Below are 20,710 nucleotides of genomic sequence, written 5' to 3'. Positions count from 1 at the left end.
CTGCACCATTACTGGTAATACCTGTTAAGCCTGGTTGTGCTGTTTGGAACGCAATCGTCGCGATTTCATCCGCGCCAACATCTAATGGAATTTGTCCACTCACCACGTTAATGACAGCGGATTCGTTAATGGTAACGCCCGTTATATCTTCACCAAACACAGCGTCTGCGCCATCGGTAATAATGATATCGACATTCGCCGGTTTATCTAGATCATCACCATCGGTATCGGTTGCTTGTACAGGCACATTAATATGCAGATCATCACCATCAAAGGTGACATAACCACCATCACTTGACCCATTATGATCTAACGGGACATTCTGCGTAATGGTTACAGTCACGTTGATATCTTGGCCTTGCTGCGCACCCGATAGAGAGATGGTTACTGCAACCGTGCCGTCAGCAAGTTCACCGATTAAATCACCGTTAGTATCGACACTAAAGGTCAGCGGTTGACCGCCAGAAGTAAGTTCATTTTGTAGTTCGGTGATTAAATCCGCTTGTAAATTGGGATCAATTTTAACCGAATCAGGTACAAGGCGGTCTTCACCAGCCGCAATCACAAAGGCGCCAGTTTTTATCGCTGGGTAACTGGTGTCACTATCACCAACATTAACGCCATCACCTGCCGTGTCTAAATCCCCTTCGGTCAGTGTAACTGTGCCTTGATCATCACCTGCGGCATTAGTGCCATCGGTGATGGTAATATTCATTGCGCCATCGCTATTATCGCCATCTTTATCAGTAGCGGTGACATTTAAGTTGAATTGGGTTGATTCACTGTCAGCTTGATCAACAGGCCCTGTGATCGTCAGTTCGTATGAACCATCGGTCGCGATAACCACCGTCATCACAGTTGCGCCCGCACTGTCGAGTACGGTTAAGGTATCGCCTACCACTGTAAAGGTCGTCGCTGCACCATTACTAGTGATCCCAGTTAAGCCTGGTTGTACTGTTTGGAAGACAATCGTCGCGATTTCATCGGCGCCAACATCTAATGGGATCTGTCCATTCACCACGTTAATGGCAGCCGATTCGTTAATGCTAACGCCCGTTATATCTTCACCAAACACAGCGTCTGCGCCATCGGTAATAATGATATCCACATTAGCCGCTTTATCTAAATCATCACCGTCGGTATCGGTTGCTTGTACTGGCACATTAATGTGTAAATCATCACCATCAAAGGTCACGTAACCTGCGGTGTCTGTGTCGTTGTGATCAAGTGGCAGCTGTTGCGTAATCACGACGGTGACGTTGATATCTTGACCTTGCTGCGCACCTGTTAAGGCAACGGTTACTGCAACCGTGCCGTCAGCAAGTTCACCGATTAAATCACCGTTAGTATCGACACTAAAGGTCAGCGGTTGACCGCCAGAACTGAGTTCATTTTGTAGTTCGGTGATTAAATCCGCTTGTAAATCGGGATCAATTTTAACCGAATCAGGTACAAGGCGGTCTTCACCTGCTGCAATCACAAAGGTGCCTGATTTTATCGCTGGGTAACTGGTGTCAGTATCACCAACATTAACGCCATCACCTGCCGTGTCTAAATCCCCTTCGGTCAGTGTGACTGTGCCTTGATCATCACCGGCAGCATTGATGCCATCGGTGATGGTAATATTCATTGCGCCATCGCTGTTATCACCATCTTTATCGGTGGCGGTGACATTTAAGTTGAACTGGGTTGATTGACTATCGCTTTGATCAACAGGCCCTGTGATCGTCAGTTCGTATGAACCATCGGTCGCGATAACCACCGTCATCACGGTTGCGCCCGCGCTGTCGAGTACGGTTAAGGTATCACCTACCACTGTAAAGGTCGTCGCTGCACCATTACTGGTAATACCTGTTAAGCCTGGTTGTGCTGTTTGGAACGCAATCGTCGCGATTTCATCGGCGCCAACATCTAATGGAATTTGTCCACTCACCACGTTAATGGCAGCGGATTCGTTAATGGTAACGCCCGTTATGTCTTCACCAAACACAGCGTCTGCGCCATCGGTAATAATGATATCGACATTCGCCGGTTTATCTAGATCATCACCGTCGGTATCGGTTGCTTGAACTGGGACATTAATGTGTAAGTCATCACCATCAAAGTTGACATAACCACCATCACTTGACCCATTATGATCTAACGGCACATTCTGCGTAATGGTTACTGTGACGTTGATATCTTGACCTTGCTGCGCACCAGATAATGCAACGGTTACTGCAACGGTGCCGTCAGCAAGTTCACCGATTAAATCACCGTTAGTATTAACACTAAAGGTCAGTGGTTGTCCGCCAGAACTGAGTTCATTTTGTAGTTCAGTGATTAAATCCGCTTGTAAATCGGGATCAATTTTAACCGAATCGGGTACAAGGCGGTCTTCACCTGCCGCAATCACAAAGGCGCCAGATTTTGTCGCTGGGTAACTGGTGTCAGTATCACCAACATTAACGCCATCACCTGCCGTGTCTAAATCCCCTTCGGTCAGTGTAACTGTGCCTTGATCATCACCTGCGGCATTAGTGCCATCGGTGATGGTAATATTCATTGCGCCATCGCTGTTATCGCCATCTTTATCAGTGGCGGTGACATTTAAGTTGAATTGGGTTGATTCACTGTCAGCTTGATCAACAGGTCCTGTGATCGTCAGTTCGTATGAACCATCGGTTGCGATAACCACCGTCATCACAGTTGCGCCCGCGCTGTCGAGTACAGTTAGGGTATCGCCTGCCACTGTAAAGGTCGTCGCTGCACCATTACTGGTAATACCTGTTAAGCCTGGTTGTGCTGTTTGGAACGCAATCGTCGCGATTTCATCGGCGCCAACATCTAATGGAATTTGTCCACTCACCACGTTAATGGCAGCCGATTCGTTAATGGTAACGCCCGTTATGTCTTCACCAAACACAGCGTCTGCGCCATCGGTAATAATGATATCCACATTCGCCGGTTTATCTAGATCATCACCGTCGGTATCGGTTGCTTGTACAGACACATTAATATGTAAGTCATCACCGTCAAAGGTGACATAACCACCATCACTTGACCCATTATGATCTAACGGCACATTCTGCGTAATGGTTACAGTCACGTTAATATCTTGACCTTGCTGCGCACCAGATAAGGCTAAGGTTACTGCAACCGTGCCGTCAGCAAGTTCACCGATTAAATCACCGTTAGTATCAACACTAAAGGTCAGTGGTTGTCCGCCAGAAGTAAGTTCATTTTGTAGTTCAGTGATTAAACCCGCTTGTAGATCTGGATCAATTTTGACGGAATCGGGTACTAATCGCTCTTCGCCTGCTTGAATAACAAATGCACCCGATTGTGATGCAGGATAAGTGGAATCAGCTCCTCCCACTCCATTACCATCAACATCTAAATCACCCTCGTTCAGTGTTATCGTGCCTTGATCGCCACCCACTGCATTACTGCCATCAGTAACTGTGATAGCCATTGAACCGTCTGTTGTATCGCCATCCTTATCTGTCGCAGTCACGTTAAGATTAATAATACTTGATTCACTATCACTTTGGTCTAAAGGACCACTAACAACCACCTCGTAAGAACCGTCGGTTCCTATGATGACTGTCATGACGGCATTATTCTCGCTATCTACAATCGTGAGAATATTCTCTGAAACCGAAAATGTAGTTGCTTTGCCGTTACTCGTGATGCCAGTTAATACAGGTTGAGTAGCTTGAAACACAATAGAATCAATTACATCAGAACCTACATTCAGTGGGATTTGACCTGAAATAATGTCGCCTTTATCGTCTGACTCGTTAATTGTCACGCCAGAGTCAGCAGCAAAAGATGGATCTTCACCATCTGTAATCGTAATATCTACATTCGCTGGTGTGTCTAAATCATCACCATCAGTGTCCGTTGCTTGCACTGGTACATTGATGTGAATGTTATCACCGTCAAAGGTCACGTATCCATCAGCACTTGAACCGTTATGATCTAACGGTACATTTTGTGTGATGACCACATTAACGCTGATATCTTGTCCCAGCTGATCGCCTGTTAGAGCCACAGTTACTGCAACAACGCCATTTAATGAACCAAGAAGGTTGCCTTCAGTATCGACACTAAAAATCAGTGCTTCACCACCTGATGTCAGTTCGTTTTGTAATTCAGTGATTAAGTCACTTTGTAATGCTGGGTCGATTTTAACGGAATCTGGTACTAGGCGATCTTCGCCTGCTTTGATGACAAAGCTACCAGATTGTGATGCAGGATAAGTGGAGTCTGTGCCAGCGATGCCATTACCATCAACATCTAAATCGCCCTCATTCAAAGTTAAGGCACCTTGATCGCCACCCACTGCATTGATACCATCGGTAATTGTGATAGCCATTAAACCGTCAGTAGTGTCACCGTCTTTATCTGTCGCGGTCACATTAAGATTAATCAGGCTAGATTCGCTGTCTCCTTGGTCAATAGGCCCAGTAACCGTAACTTGGTATGAACCATCTGTTGCGATTATGACAGTCATAACTGCATCACCAGCATTATCAAGCAGCGTTAAAGTATCGCCAACAACGATGAGCGAGGTTGCTGCACCGTTACTTGTGATCCCTGTTAATCTAGGTTGTATTGTTTGAAATATTATTGAATCAATTGCATCAGAGCCTACATTTAATGGAACCTGACCAGCAATAACATTGCCTTTATCATCAGATTCATTAATTGTAACACCAGAGTCCTCAGCAAAAGATGGGTCTTCGCCATCGGTAATTGTAATATCAACATTGGCTGGAATATCTAAATCATCACCATCAGTGTCCGTTACTTGCACGGGTACATTGATATGAATTTCATCGCCGGATGAGGTTACGTAACCAGCACTGCTTGAGCCGTTATGATCCAATGGAACATGCTGAGTAATGGATACTATAACGTTTACGTCTTGACCCTGTTGAACACCAGACAAAGATACCGTCAATGCAACATCACCACCTGGTAATGAACCCACAAGGTTACCATTGCTATCTACTGCAAAGCTCAACACTTCGCCACCAGATGTCAGTTCATCTTGTAATTCAGCAATTAAATTATCTTTAAAAGTTGGAGCGATAATAACCGAATCTGGTACAAGGCGATCTTCACCGGCTTGAATAACAAAAGAGCCCGATTGCGATGCTGGGTAAGTAGAATTTATACCACCATTACCATCAACATCTAAATCACCTTCGTTAAGCGATAACGTCCCCTGATCACCACCCACTGCATTGCTACCATCGGTCAGTGTGATAGCCATTGCACCATCAGTACTATCGCCATCCTTATCCGTTGCAGTCACATTTAAGTTGAACTGCGTTGATTCACTGTCAATTTGATCGACGGGCCCGGTAACAATTATCTGGTATGTACCATCTGTCGAGATAACGGCTGTCATTACCGCACTACCAACTGAATCGAGCACCGTTAAGGTATTACCAACAACAGTGAACGTAGTTGCTTCGCCATTACTCGTGATGCCTGTTAACTCTGGTTGAACAGACTGGAACACAATCGAATCAATTGCATCTGAACCTACATTCAGTGGGATTTGACCTGAAATAATGTCGCCTTTATCGTCTGACTCGTTAATTGTCACACCAGAGTCAGCAGCAAAAGATGGATCTGCACCATCTGTAATCGTAATATCTACATTCGCTGGTGTGTCTAAATCATCACCATCAGTGTCCGTTGCTTGCACAGGTACATTGATGTGAATGTTGTCATCGTCAAAGGTCACGTATCCATCAGCACTTGAACCGTTGTGATCTAACGGTACATTTTGCGTGATGACCACATTTACGCTGATATCTTGTCCCTGCTGATCGCCTGATAGAGCTACAGTTACTGCAACAACGCCATTTACTGAACCGACAAGGTTGCCGTCAGCATCGATACTAAAGGTCAGAGCTTCGCCACCTGAAGTTAGTTCGTTTTGTAATTCTGTGATTAAGTCACTTTGTAATACAGGGGCAATTTTAACGGAATCTGGTAGTAGGCGATCTTCGCCCGCTTTGATGACAAAGCGACCAGATTGTGATGCAGGATAAGTAGAGTCTGTCCCAGCGATGCCATTACCATCAACATCTAAATCGCCCTCGCTCAGGATTAAGGCCCCTTGATCGCCACCCACGGCATTGATGCCATCAGTAATCGTAATTGCCATTAATCCGTCAGTACTGTCACCGTCTTTATCTGTCGCGGTCACATTGAGATTAATAAGGCTAGTTTCGCTATCGATTTGATCAACCGGACCAGTGAGGATTACCGTGTATGAACCATCAGTTGCGATGGTAACCGTCATTATTGGACTATCGCTACTATCAACAACTGTTATTGTGTTTTCTGAAACGCTATAGGTCGTGGCCTGTCCGTTGCTAGAAATAGTAGTGAGTTCTGGTTGTTCAGCTTGGAACACAATCGTATCTATCGAGTCAGAGCCAACATCTAATGGAATCTGACCAGAAATAACGTTGGCTTTATCATCTGATTCATTAATTGTCACGCCAGAGTCGGTACTGAAAGCCGGATTTTCACCATCAATGATAGTAATATTCAGATTTGCTGACTGATCTAAATTATCACCGTCACTGTCAGTGGCTTGTAAGGGAACATTAATGTTAATTTCATCATTAGCAGAAGTAATGTAGCCTTCACTGTCAGCAGTATTGGTGTGATCTAGCGGGAAATTCTGTGTAATGGTCACCGACACATTAACATCTTGCCCTTGCTGCTCGCCTGATAAAACCACTGTTAACGCAACATCGCCGTTTGCTAATGTGCCTACTAAATCACCACTGCTATTAACAACAAAGTTTAGAGGTTGACCATCCGATGTTAGCTCATCTTGAAGTTCACTAATGAGTGATGCTTGAAATGCAGGGTCAATAACAATTGAATCTGGAAGTAAACGGTCTTCACCCGCTTGTATTAAAAAGGTACCTGACTGTGACGCAGGATAAGAACTATCTACATCGCTCCCATCACCAGCTACATCTAAATCACCTTCGTTCAATGTAACTGTGCCTATATTATTACCATCAATGCCAATACCACCCGCATCGTCACCATCATTGATGGTAATTCCGATCGAACCCTGAGTGTTATCACCGTCATCATCGCTAGCGATGACATTTAAGGTAATATTGACACTATCAGCAGTACCTTGCTGATCAATAGAACCCGTAACAGTCACGTGGTATGAACCATCAGTATCAATTGTTACTTTGATAACAGCGTCACCCGCACTATCAAATACAGTCGCTGTATTACCTTCAACAGTGTAAGTTGTAGGAAACCCATTACTAGTGATACTAACAAGGCTCGGTTGTTCAGGTTCGAAAATGATCGATGTTATTTCATCTGAGCCAACATCGATTGCAATCTGTCCTGAAATCACATCACCTTTATCATTTGATTCATCAATGGTTACACCTGAATCATTACCAAACTGAGGATCTGCACCATCAACAATGCCGATATCAATGTTAATAGGATCATTCAACTCATTGTTGCTGGTATCTGCTCCTTGAACAGAGATATTGATATTAACTTGATCGTCAATATTGGTGACTAAACCAGTGCTGTTAGCGTCATCGTTGTGATCAATAGGCTGATGTAAAGTTGTCGTTATTTCAACGGTCACATCCCGGCCATTAGTACTTGTATCTAAATCAATGGATAATATTAATTCTCCATTTTGAGTACCGACAATTGAATTAGTTTGCGAATCAAAGACAAACTCTACCGATTCACCACCCGATGTTATCTCACTATTTAGCTCGCTTAGTAAACTATTAAGGGTGAGGGAATCGAAGGTAAATGAATTTGGATCGAGAGGAAGTGTTCCTGCCTCAATGACCACTGATTGCGTCGTATTTACTGGGTATGATCCAGCACTTAGATCGCCCTCAGTTATAGAAATAGAGGCTGCATAGCCACCCTCTGCAGTCAAAGCAGTAAGGCGTTCATCCTCATCTATTGTTATTTGTTGCTCACTCGTGGTATCGAAACCTGCTGCCGCGAGTATTTCTGAATTATCATAATTAATAACAACAAAAAAGCTATTTGATGAGCCTTGTATTACTTCACCTGCTGCTGCGGCTTCTAACGTTTCAGTCGGGTCATCACCAGATAAAATGGCATTTTGAATTGCTGTGACATCATCTGATGTAAAGTTTGCATTGCTCGCCTGTTGTCCGTTAAACGATACATTATCGTTGAGTGCGGCTATCTCAAGCCCATCTACAGACATCATGATACAAGTTGGGCAAGATTCATTAACCAAAGTCGGAATGCCATTTTTCATCACAACAAATTCAGCGCCTGCATTCGCAACGATGACTTCATCTGATTGCATTTGATAATCAGCTTGAATTGGAACAACTTTGTTCCCCGCTTTTATAATAAAGGCAACATCTTTTGGCCCCTGATTATCAGCTAAATTGATTGTATTGTTATCATTCATAAAAAGACCACTCTGTAAGCAATTAAACGCTGCACTGATGCACCGATGAATTTATCGAAGTTGTTTGTCATATTAAATAGTTATTTACATCAAAACAGATAGTCATCTGCTTTCATTTATTATTGGTAATAACTAAAAATATTGTTTTTAATAAAATAGAAATATTGAACGGTAATACGAGCACTTTTAGTTTAGCGACCATAAAAAAAAATTAAATTTTTAACTTACTTAAAAAACATAATGTTAGCCAACCATTTCTAGTTGTTAATCAGCATTAAAAATATTCAATAAATATAGTTACAGAATACAATCTAAGCCAATTAAACATTTGTGATGTATCTTAAATATGATTTTATATCCTTATCATGATCATTTATCGTTGACATTTCAAGTGAAAAAACTAATCTAAAGAAGGACATATAAAAAATCACATTAAAATCAGAAAGAAAATGTCAAATAATACGATATTTATCCAACTTATTATTAAAGAAGGCTTTTTTAAAGCTTGAATGTAAAATAAAGACTTACTATATTGATTTTTGCGCAACTACATTTACATTGGAAATATTATGGCGAAGGCAAAATAATGGCAAAGAAAGGCAAAGCACTTTCAACAACACAATTAGACTTCGTTGATGATAAATCTGCGGCCCTATTACTCAATACACCAGTTAGTGCTCGAATAATGCTATGGATAATGCTGCTGTTCTTTATTGTTGCTATAGCTTGGGCTTCGGTAGCAAAACTCGATAAAGTGACGGTTGGTTCAGGTAAAGTGATCCCATCATCACAATTACAAATTGTACAAAACTTAGAAGGTGGTATCGTCAAAAGTGTCTTAGTAAAAGAGGGACAACATGTTCAACAAAATCAAAAGTTATTATTAATTGACGATACACTTTTTCAGTCTAATTACCGAGAACAAACACAAAGCCTATCAGGCTCTCAAGCTGACTCAATACGTTTGAATGCTTTACTAAACAGCATCATCATTAACAAAAACAATGCCATCGTTAACTGGCGTGAAAGTGTTGAGGTGAAAAATGACATCCTGAAATTTGATAGCACTTTTTCAGAAAATAATAAAGGCTTGGTACGACGTCAAGAAAACGAATATAACGATAAAATTTCAAACATACAAAATCAACTCTCTGGTATGGCACAACAAATTAGTCAGAAAGAACGAGAGTTGATCGAAACTAAATCACGAATAAATAACCTCCAGCGAAGTTATAACATAGCCAGAAAAGAATATAACATTACCAAACCACTTGCAGACGAAGGTGTGGTACCTAAAATTGAATTACTCAAACTGGAGCGTCAACTGAACGACAGTAAGCGCGAGTTAACATCTGCACAATTGGAAATACCCGTAACAACAGCAACCATTCAAGAAGTGATTTTCAAATACATCAATATTGCTTCTAGCTTTCGCTCTGAAGTACAAGCAGAGTTAAATGAGACCAGTGATCAACTAGAGGGTTTATTAGAATCGCAGGTAGGACATGAAGATCGCGTAAATCGTACCGTTGTATTATCCCCGGTAACAGGCACCATTCAAAAAATATATGTTAATACCGTTGGTGGCGTTATCCAGCCAGGTATGGATTTAATTGAGATTGTTCCATCAGAAGATAACTTGCTAGTAGAAGCAAAAATTGCGCCGAAAGATATTGGTTTTTTACGCCCTGATTTACCGGTGCTGATTAAATTCAGTGCCTATGATTTTACTGTATACGGAGGTTTGTCTGGCTTCTTAGAAACAATTAGCGCAGACACTATCCAGGATGAAGAAGGTAATAGTTACTATCAAGTACGCATCCGAACAGACGATAATACCCTGAAAGGGAAAGATGGTAATCCTTTACCTATCATTCCAGGCATGACCGCATCGGCAGATATCATCACAGGCAAACGTACTGTTTTAGATTATTTGTTTAAACCTGTACTCAAAGCGCGTCAAACGGCGTTAAGAGAATAATAAATATGAGAATTAATACACGTATTAAAAAAATTGCTCTACTAATTGGTCTGCAGACTATTGCGATACCAGTGATGGCTCAATCATTAGAGCAAGCGATAGCTCAAACATTAAGTTCAAACCCCGAAATACGGAGTAGCTATAATGAATTTATGAGTCGTCAAGAGTTGATTGACGCTTCAACAGGTGACTACCTCCCTTCTGTCGATCTAGAAGCAGGTATTGGTTATGAAGACTACGATAATAAATTAGGCACTAAAGGGGATTTTGACCCACGAAATGCGAAATTATCGATACGACAATTACTCTGGGATGGATCAATAACCTATAACGATATTCAGCGTAATAAAGCTGAAACAGAAGCTCAGCGTTACCAATTACTCGCTGATGCTCAAGATTTAGCATTAACTGCAACAGAAAATTACCTCGATGTATTGCGTGCACAAGAGATACTCGCATTATCCGAAGATAACTATGCCGTTCACCAACGCATGTATTCCGATGTAAAAAAACGTGCCGATGCAGGTATTGGTTCAACCGCCGATCTTGCTCAAGTTGAAGGACGTTTAGCGCGGTCCAATACCAACTTATTATCTGCAAAAAGTAACCTTAACGATAAAATCACCACCTTTGCACGTACCACAGGAGCTTACCCAGAAGCACTCGAAAAACCAGAGGTTGATCGTAATTATATTGCGACATCACTCGAAGATGCGATGGAAAAAGCACGCATAAACAACCCTGTTGTTTATGTTGCCTCCAATGATATTGATGCGGCTCAGCAACAATATGAACAAACTAAAGGGACAATATTTCCTACATTTAGTATTGAGGCGTCTCAAGAATGGGGTGACGAACTCGATGGTTCACGAGGTGATACCGATGAATTTAAAGCAATGCTAAAAATGCGTTACAACCTTTTTAATGGTGGTTCAGATGCAGCTAAAAGTCGTCGTGCAGCCTATCAAATCAATAAATCTAAGGATATTCGAGATCGTGCACTCCGTATGCTAGATGAAGGAACTCGTTTAGCTTGGAGCTCGATGGAATTAGCATCTGATCAAACACAATATTTACAACAGCATGTTGATGCCTCTGCGAGAACCGTTATCGCCTATGAAAAGCAATTTAAGATTGGAAAACGTACATTACTTGATTTATTGAACACAGAAAATGAACTATTTGAATCACGCAAAGCATATTTAAATGCCCATTACAGCGGCATTTTAGCTAAGTATCGAGTATTAAATGCAACAGGTTTATTACTTGATGGATTACGCGTTGATGTACCAGACAATTGGCTAAAAACAGTCAAATAGATAAGGAAGTATTCACAATGAAAATAGCTATAACAGGTTTATTAGCGCTCACCTTATTTGGCTGTTCTTTCAGCGCCGAAGAGCAACCTACTGCAGAGCAATCACAAGATCAACGTGATGATGATAATGATGGCGTTATTAATGCCCGTGACAAATGTATCAATACGTCGCACACCGCAATTGTAGATAATGATGGCTGTCCGACTAAAGTTAATCATGAGCAAGAAAATGATGTACGCGTTCTTTTTGCTAACAATTCATCAAAAATACCAAACTCTTTTTTACCTGACATTCAGCGAATGGCCAAATTTTTAGCAGCATACCCAGAGACTCATATTGAATTAAAAGGTTACGCGAGCCCTGTCGGAAATAGAGAACATAACGTGCAATTATCAAATAATCGAGCAGAAAGAGTACGTTTAAAACTCATTTCAGAGGGTGTTGAAGCATCAAGAATACAAACCATTGGTTTTGGTGATGATGAACCAATAGCAGCAGGTACTACTGAAGCTATTAACGTATTAAGCCGTCGTGTTGTTGCAAAAGTGATTGGCTCAGACAACAGTACTATTGAAGAGTGGACCATTTTTACGCTAAGAGAGAATTAATGCTTGTCCCAATTGATGCGATAGTATGAAGGTAAAAACGCTGTGTTTACTCACGCTATTATTATCAGCAACCGCTATCTCCCTAACAAATAATGATATAAAACAGATAAATACGGTTACACAGTTTTATGGAGAAAGAGCGGGCAAGAGAGCGCAGGCTTGGCGAAATATGATCAATGAAACTTCATCGCTAGAAACTGAAGCTCAATTACGTGAGGTCAATAATTTTTTTAATCAACTCATTTTCATTAGTGACTTGAATTTATGGGGAAAAGAAGACTTCTGGGCAACTCCGCTCGAATTTATTGGTGCTGGAGCGGGTGATTGTGAGGATTTTAGTATTGCAAAATACCTATCATTACGTGAACTTGGCATTGCAGATAATAAATTACGATTAGCCTATGTCAACGCAATCGACCTCAATCAATTTCATATGGTGGTGGCGTACTACCCTACTCCATCATCAATACCATTATTGCTTGATAACCTTAGTGGTGAAATAAAACGCGCAACAGAAAGACCAGACTTACTGCCTATTTACAGCTTTAATGCGAGTAAACTCTGGTTAATGAAACAAAAAGGACAAGAGCAGTTAGCAGGTAAAGCTTCCAAATTAAGTTTATGGAACGACCTACGCCTCCGCTCAGACCGTATCAAACTACAGAAACCTAAAATTAACTTTGATGAGTAAATACAATGACACTTTATAGACAACTATTAATCTGGATGCTGCTTGTATTTTTTGTACTGATCGCCTCTGTGTTTGTGGTGCAATTTCATACGACACGAGATTTTTTACGTGAACAACAAACAACTGAAATTGATAATGCAATCAATGCTGTTGGCATGGCATTGGGCCCTTACTTAGAAATTAATGATACGGTATCGGCAACATCTGTGATCAACGCTACGTTCGACAGCAGTTCTTACAGCGCAGTAAAACTTAACATGCTAGATGATAGCGGTGAGATTGTTCGTAGCTATCCTACAAAAGTAATAAGTGTACCAACTTGGTTCCAAAGTATTATCGTTATTGCTCCCATTACACGTAGCTCAACCTTGACCAGTGGCTGGGTACAACTAGCAGAATTATCTGTGACCAGTAGTTCGGTTTATGCTTATCAACAGCTTTGGAAAATCAGTTTACAGCTTATGTTAGGTTTTATTGTTACCTTTTTATCGGGTCTATTATTACTCGCATTAATTTTATCTAAAGTACTTAAACCGCTAAAAGCAATTCAGCTTCGAGCTCGTAAAATGTCTGACAATCAATTTGGTCCACCATTATCAATTCCCAATATCCGTGAATTAAGTGACGTTGTGGTTGCATTCAACCATATGAGCGCACAACTTGAAGTCCATTTTGATCAACAGGCTGAAGAAGCAGATCATCTGCGTATAAAAGCGTACCAAGATCCCGTTTCTGGACTCGCAAACCGTAGTTATCTGATGGTACAAATAAATTATTGGCTAACCTCTCCGTCAGATGGCGGTATCGCATTATTCAAAGTAGATTTAATTACTGAAGCTTATTTACAAGGTGGCTATGAAGCTGGTGATCGTCTAGTGCAAAAACTATCGGCTAGGATGAAAGAACTGGTTAACGATGATTATACGCTCGCACGCCTTAACCAATCTGAATTCATGTTACTAGCACCAAATATAACAGCAACTGAACTTAAAATCATGGGCAGTTTATTACTGGATATGGCATCAGAACTGCAAAGCGATCCACTTGATATTGCACCAGTGCAAGCGATGGTTGGTTTAGTGATGCGTAACCCAGACGATACAATTACGACACTACTTGCACAAGCCGATAACGCGCTTATGCAAGCTAAACAACAACCACAACAACCACTCGCATTATTTGATGTAACAAAACAAAATGACAGCGGCACAAAATATACAATGGGGAAACGACAATGGAAAGCATTGGTAGAAGAAGCCATTGCTAATAAATTGTTTAAATTTAATTTTCAAAAAATTATTGACCATCAGCAAAACACACTCCATCAAGAAGCCTTTGCTTACATTGAAAAAGATGGACATCAATATTATGCGGCACAGTTTTTAGGTGCAATTGAACAAACCAATACCAGTGCATATATGGATATGTATATCATCGATGCTCTATTTAACATGCTAAATAACGATCAAAGTTTGGGCGTTATAGCTGTTAATATTACAAAAAGTAGTGTCAACGACATCGGCTTCATTCGTTGGTTAACTAATAAAATGCAATCTAACCCACAATTAAAAGAACGTATTTTCTTTGAGCTTCCTGAAATTTGTTTCATCAAACATACTGATAATGCAGGATTATTATGCGAAATCATCCATCAAAAAAACTTTGCTTTTGGTATTGATAATTTTGGTCATAATTTCGGATCTATTGGCTACCTGAATAAATTCCGTCCAGCTTACGTGAAGTTAGACTTTGCATATACACATCAAATTGAACAAGAAGTTAAGGCTGATGTGCTCGCTTCCATTACACGCACAGCTAATAACCTATTGATTACTACCATTGCCACACGTGTAGAAGAAGTCAGCCAGCAACAAAAATTGGCCGAGTTGATGGTACGAGGCTTCCAAGGTTATGTAGTCGATAAAATTGATAGCGAGAAATCTGAATGAAAGACCCACTATTACAATCGTTAGTTTATGTCAGTCGCTATTATGGCCAGGCAAACTCACCTGAAGCGTTGGTTGCTGACCTTCCTCTTGCCGATGGCCTGCTTACGCCATTCCTTTTGCCTCGTGCGGCAGAAAAAGCGGGTTTGCAAGCTAAACAAAATAAAATGGCACTCAAAGATATTTCCCCATTACTATTCCCTGTTGTCGTACTATTAAAAGGCAATGATGCATGTGTTGTGCTGAGTATCGACCATGATAAAAATGAAGCAGAAGTTGTACTGGGAAGATCCGATGCAAGCCAGCAATGGATTAAACTTGATGACCTAAATATGCAATATGCAGGTCATCTGTTTTTAATGAAAAAGCGTTTTCGATATGATGAACGTTCACCTGAGATATTAAAAACCCGAGATGGTCACTGGTTTTGGAGTACATTGTGGGAATCACGTAACATCTATCGTGATGTATTCATCGTTTCGATTTTAATCAATATTTTTGCTATTTCTACCCCACTATTTACACGGCTTGTTTACGATAAAATAGTCCCTAATCTTGCATTTGATTCTTTATGGGTGCTGGCGATCGGCATCACTATTATTTTTGTTTTTGATTTAATACTAAAACTGATGCGTAGTTATTTTATTGACTTAGCAGGTAAAAAATCAGATTTGTTAATTTCAGCAAAAATATTTAGTCGTGTTATGGGTATACGCATGGAAGCCAAACCACCATCAGTTGGTGCCTTTGCTCGACATATGCAAGAGTTTGAATCTATCAGAGAGTTTTTTACCTCTGCGACCGTTTCATCAATGATTGATTTGCCCTTTGCATTAATGTTTCTTGTCATAATTTGGTTTGTTGCAGGTCCGCTAGCTTTTGTCCCTTTAATCGCAGTCATCATTTTGGCGATTTATAGCTTATTCATCCAACGACCTTTACGTCGTAGCATCGAAGAAGGTTCTCGTCTTTCATCCCAGAAAAATGCCAACCTAATCGAAAGTTTAAGTGGTTTAGAAACCGTTAAATTATTTGGCGCACAAAATCAATTTCAATATCGTTGGGAAGAAGCAGTTGCCCACATGGCTAACTGGGGACTGAAATCTCGTCGCCTTACAGATTCAGTTCAAAACGTAGCAGGATTTTTACAACAGTTTGTATCGGTGGCGATGATCGTATTTGGTGTTTACCTTATTGCTGATGGGCAGTTAACCATGGGCGGACTGATAGCCGCGACCATGCTAAGCGGACGCGCTGTTGGTCCTATGGTGCAACTTTCATTGCTATCAACGCGCTATAATCAAGCAAAATCTGCGATGACAATTATCGAGCAACTGATGCAGATGCCAACCGAGCAAGAAGATGGAAAACGGTATATTCACCGCCCTGTTATCAAGGGAAAAATCGTTTTTGATAAGGTCAGTTTTAGTTACCCAGATGCGACGAACACAGCGCTCAAAGATGTGAGTTTCACTATTAATCCAGGTGAAAAAGTCGCTATTATTGGGCGTATTGGTTCAGGAAAAACCACTATTGAACGTTTGATCATGGGATTATATCAACCCATTGAAGGGTCAGTGCAAATTGATGATACCGATATCAAACAACTTCACCACATTGATGTACGTCGTAATATCGGCTGTGTACCTCAAGACATCACCCTTTTCTTTGGATCTATTCGCGACAACATTATATTGGGTCGTCCATTAACGACTGATCAAGATATTTTACTTGCAGCAGCGCGCTCTGGGGTGACAAACTTTACACAACAAGATGCTGCAGGATTAGAGAAACAGGTAGGTGAAGGTGGCTCTGCACTTTCAGGAGGACAACGACAAGCTATTGCGATAGCCCGAGCCCTTGTCGGAAAACCACCGGTATTATTAATGGATGAACCAACAAGCAGCATGGATAACCGCTCAGAATTAAACATAAAACACCAACTAAAAGCACTTTCTAAAGACGATACACTTATTCTTATTACTCATAAAACGAATATGTTAGATGTCGTAGATCGTTTAATTGTAATGGAACAAGGGCGAATTATTGCTGATGGTCCTAAGAGTCAGGTACTTAAACAACTGAGTGAAGGTAACGTGACACAAAATAGATAAATAATATTGCTCTGTTATTTGTTGCTAAATAGCAGGTTAGATAGGTGGCTAAGTGTTATTCACCACCTATCTAACTTTTGATTGATTAGTTATGCCCGCCGTTTTCTAAATGCATAACTTCCTGCATTAATGACTGTTTTAATAAATACAGCCCATTCACTTAAATTTGTTTTGGCATTTTACCTTTTGCTATCCGTGCCAATTGAAATTCATAGCAAACAATATCAAGCATCGCCATTTTATCGATACGTTTAATACCGATCGTTAATACTCGCAACATCTGCTTATGTTAATTTTTTATTGGTGAAATAATTTTCACCAATGTCGGGTCTAGTTATTAGATCATATTGTATTTTTCCCATTCATTACATTAATCAGAGAATTTTATGAATAAAATAGTAGGGTTAATATTATCGACATCGATGCTTTTTCATGCGCCATTCGTAAATGCAGATAAAGCCGTATTAGCAGGCGGTTGTTTTTGGTGTATGGAATCTGATTTTGAAAAATTACCCGGTGTTACAGATGTTATTTCAGGCTTTACCGGTGGTGAAGTAGAAAATCCCACTTACCGAGGAAACCATAAAGGACATTATGAAGCGGTTGAAATAACTTACGATGCTAATAAAGTTACTTACCAGGAAATATTAGATCATTACTGGGTTAATATTGACCCTTTTGATGCAAGGGGCCAGTTTTGTGATAAAGGAGCAAGTTATTTAAGCGCTATTTTTGTTGCGAATGAGCAGGAACGAGCACTCGCAGAAAAATCAAAACAAGCGGTGATCGAAGCATTTCCTAATCAAACGGTAGTAACACCTATATTAACCGCAAGTATTTTTTATCCGATCAAAGGTAAAGAAAGCTATCATCAAGATTATTACAAAAATAATCCAATACGTTACAAGGCATATCGTTGGAATTGTGGTCGAGACCAACGTTTGAACGAGATTTGGGGGGATCGTGCAACACATGATTGAGCCAAACATTAATGACTAATTAAAGGCATCAATCTGAATTAATGATCGTCAAAGGTTTTGCCAGCAGTTATCATTAACCTTTGACATATCAAACGCCCTGATGGACAGTACATTGCCAAATTTCACTTCAGAAATACTATCAATAAAATTGAATAACTTTCTCCACCGTATTGATTGTAAAGCGACAATAGTAGAGATTACTAATCAATACGGTTGTAGTTTAATGCGTATCCGCCGCTCCAAAAATTGGTCACTAACGGGCAACCATCATCAGCTTATTGAGTTAGGCCATCGATTACGTGAAGAACAATTAATATGGATTGTAAAAGCCATTGAAACAGGACTACCACCAGCAAGTTTTAATTTGGATCAGATAATAAAGTTATCCCCTGCAATATCGGTGAATCAGTTAATGATAGAAACGGGTTGTACATTAAGCGAAGCTAGACATGCGATTGATGCAGCAGAAGGATTTGATTAATCCAAAACTTAAATAATCGATGATATAATTGCTACGTTTTTAATCTTTATAATAAGTATATTCACACATTTTATCCACACTCAATATGTTAAATCACTCTTTTCTAAATATTAACAAAAGGCTGATATCTAGTTGTGCTTGACCAGAATATATCTCAGCCTTTTGTGAAAAGAGTTGTAATGATGCAGAAACTAACGATCATCTTATTTCAACATGCATCCCGTCATCAGCCACTTTGTAGATTGCCATAAAGGGTTTGATACAGCCCAGACACATTCACTAAACTGCTGTGTGTGCCCGATTGCACGACTTTACCGTCTTCTAATACATAGATAAGATCGGCCTGTTTTACTGCCGATAAACGGTGAGCGATGATCAAAGTGCTTCTATCAGCTAAAAAGGTATTGAGTGCGTGATGCAGCGCCGCTTCTGTTTTGGTGTCCAGTGCCGAGGTCGCTTCATCAAGAATCACCAATTCAGGGTTGGTTAATATCATGCGTGCGACCGCTAGACGCTGACGTTGCCCACCCGATAAGCGTACCCCCTGCCGACCTAATTGTGAGTCTAATCCGTCTGGTAAGGTACGAAGAAGATCTGATAATTGTGCAATTTCTAGCGCGTTGTACAGTGCTTGATCGTCAAATTGATTCCCTAAGGTAAGGTTCTGCTTTAGGGTGTCGTTAAATATCATCGGTTGCTGTAAAACAGCCGCGACTTTAGAACGAAGTTCATCGTAGCCCACTTTTTCAATTTGATGACCATCAATAAGAATATCACCCGCCTGCTTTTGGTAGATACCAAGCAATAACTGGATCAGGGTCGATTTTCCACCTCCGGAAGCACCGACTAATGCCACACGTTTTCCTTTAGGAATAACCATGTTCAAGTTATCCAATACCTTACGCTCTGAATCGTAGGAAAAATCAACATTTCTGAACTCTACGTCGAAGGATTGTTGATCAACAAAAGGATAAACAGTTGCAATTGGTTTTACCTCTTCTGGTAGGTTTAAGATGCTATTCAAACGTTTGATCGCAGCTGTCGCACTAAACCATGAGTACTGAATATTAAGTAAGTCTTGAATCGGCGAAAGCATAAACCACAGGTAACCAAAAATAGCAAAAATTTGCCCGATAGTAAGATCCCCCATCAACACCAATACCATCGCTGCGGCTCTGAATATTTCAAAACCCACTAAAAACATTAAAAATGAGAGACGATTAGCCGCATCGGATTGCCAAGCATAGTTATCGGCATCATGTCGAATGTTATCTGCATCAACCTTTAGGCGTTGTAAGTATTCCCTATCTCGGTTAGCAGCACGTAACTGATAGATACCATCGAGTGTTTCGACCAAACGCTGTTGAAAGCGTTCAAAGGATTGATTTTCCAGTTTTTTAAGCTTTTTAACTCGATGACCCATAACACGAGAAAGATAAACAATGACAGGGTTGAGCAATACGATAAACAGTGCAAGTTTCCAGTCTAACCAAAATAAAACCCCCGCAATACCTAACACGCTAAGCAGCGCCACAATAAAGCGACTCAGGGTAGAGCTAATAAACTTATCGACGGTTTCAATATCAGTGACCAAGTGTGAGGTCAGTGTGCCACTACCTAGCGACTCATACTGTGCCATGCTGATATTGCCCAATTTATCGAGCAGATGTTTACGTAGATAACAGGTTAATGCTTTGGAAATCTGGGTAAATTGACGCGTTTGATAAATATTTAATATTTGGCTAGAGATGCGCATTACCACGACTAACGCCGTGACCATCGCAATATAACCGAGTGGTGTTTGCCACGAGCTGAGCATGATATGGTTAAGCAGTTCCAGACCACCCGCAGGTTTTTCTAATAATACTTCATCCACCAGCAAAGGTAGTAAGAGTGGAATAGGCACACTTAAAATGGTTGCAAAAATGGCGATCACGTTAGCAATGATCAACTTCTTTTTATGGCTAAGAATACGTTTTAATAACCAATTATTATCGATATGAATGGATGTCAAACTTGAGCCTTAAATACAAATGAGGAATTAAGTTAAATAATAGTACGCTTGTAGATCAGTTAAACAAGCGCTATTTATTGATATGTCATTGATAGCAAAAAGCTAA

10 protein-coding genes are annotated in these 20,710 nt (G+C 40.6%); 8 read left to right on the top strand and 2 right to left on the bottom strand.

Annotated features, from left to right (window positions below; genetic code table 11):
* On the bottom strand, window positions 1-8,470 hold an 8,470-nt coding region (locus QQK09_RS11100), incomplete at its 3' end, for a retention module-containing protein (protein ID WP_284204206.1).
* A 586-nt stretch (window positions 8,471-9,056) separates the two neighbouring features.
* On the opposite strand from QQK09_RS11100, the gene QQK09_RS11095 reads away from it, so the two are divergent.
* The 8 genes from QQK09_RS11095 to QQK09_RS11060 all read left to right on the top strand — a co-directional run bounded on the left by QQK09_RS11095 (window position 9,057) and on the right by QQK09_RS11060 (window position 18,590).
* Window positions 9,057-10,451: an HlyD family type I secretion periplasmic adaptor subunit gene (locus tag QQK09_RS11095; RefSeq protein ID WP_284204205.1), complete on the top strand. Its 1,395-nt coding sequence runs from the start codon at window positions 9,057-9,059 to the stop codon at window positions 10,449-10,451.
* Between the two features lie 5 nt (window positions 10,452-10,456).
* Window positions 10,457-11,770 carry a TolC family outer membrane protein gene (locus QQK09_RS11090; RefSeq protein ID WP_284204204.1) on the top strand — a complete coding sequence of 438 codons (1,314 nt, stop codon included), beginning with the start codon at window positions 10,457-10,459 and terminating at the stop codon, window positions 11,768-11,770.
* A gap of 17 nt (window positions 11,771-11,787) precedes the next feature.
* A complete protein-coding gene (locus tag QQK09_RS11085; RefSeq protein WP_284204203.1) occupies window positions 11,788-12,378 on the top strand; it encodes an OmpA family protein in 591 nt (196 codons plus the stop codon).
* A gap of 25 nt (window positions 12,379-12,403) precedes the next feature.
* Entirely contained in the window at window positions 12,404-13,069 is a 666-nt protein-coding gene (locus QQK09_RS11080; protein ID WP_284204202.1) for a transglutaminase-like cysteine peptidase, read from the top strand.
* A 5-nt stretch (window positions 13,070-13,074) separates the two neighbouring features.
* Entirely contained in the window at window positions 13,075-15,018 is a 1,944-nt protein-coding gene (locus tag QQK09_RS11075) for a bifunctional diguanylate cyclase/phosphodiesterase (protein ID WP_284204201.1), read from the top strand.
* Window positions 15,015-17,129: a type I secretion system permease/ATPase gene (locus QQK09_RS11070; RefSeq protein ID WP_284204200.1), complete on the top strand. Its 2,115-nt coding sequence runs from the start codon at window positions 15,015-15,017 to the stop codon at window positions 17,127-17,129. Before QQK09_RS11075 ends, QQK09_RS11070 begins: the two co-directional genes overlap by 4 nt.
* A 422-nt stretch (window positions 17,130-17,551) precedes the next feature.
* Window positions 17,552-18,109 carry a peptide-methionine (S)-S-oxide reductase MsrA gene (gene msrA, locus QQK09_RS11065; RefSeq protein ID WP_431312590.1) on the top strand — a complete coding sequence of 186 codons (558 nt, stop codon included), beginning with the start codon at window positions 17,552-17,554 and terminating at the stop codon, window positions 18,107-18,109.
* Between the two features lie 112 nt (window positions 18,110-18,221).
* A complete protein-coding gene (locus QQK09_RS11060) occupies window positions 18,222-18,590 on the top strand; it encodes a ribosome recycling factor family protein (protein ID WP_284204198.1) in 369 nt (122 codons plus the stop codon).
* Window positions 18,591-18,816: 226 nt separating this feature from the next.
* On the opposite strand, the gene QQK09_RS11055 is transcribed toward QQK09_RS11060, so the two are convergent.
* Window positions 18,817-20,604 carry an ABC transporter ATP-binding protein gene (locus QQK09_RS11055; RefSeq protein ID WP_284204197.1) on the bottom strand — a complete coding sequence of 596 codons (1,788 nt, stop codon included), beginning with the start codon at window positions 20,602-20,604 and terminating at the stop codon, window positions 18,817-18,819.
* Window positions 20,605-20,710 lie beyond the last annotated feature (106 nt).

The sequence above is a fragment of the Psychromonas marina genome (assembly GCF_030161115.1).
GTDB classification, from domain to species: Bacteria; Pseudomonadota; Gammaproteobacteria; order Enterobacterales; family Psychromonadaceae; genus Psychromonas; species Psychromonas marina.
The sequence above is the reverse complement of the archived record's forward strand: the minus strand, read 5'-3'. Positions and strand labels throughout refer to the sequence as shown.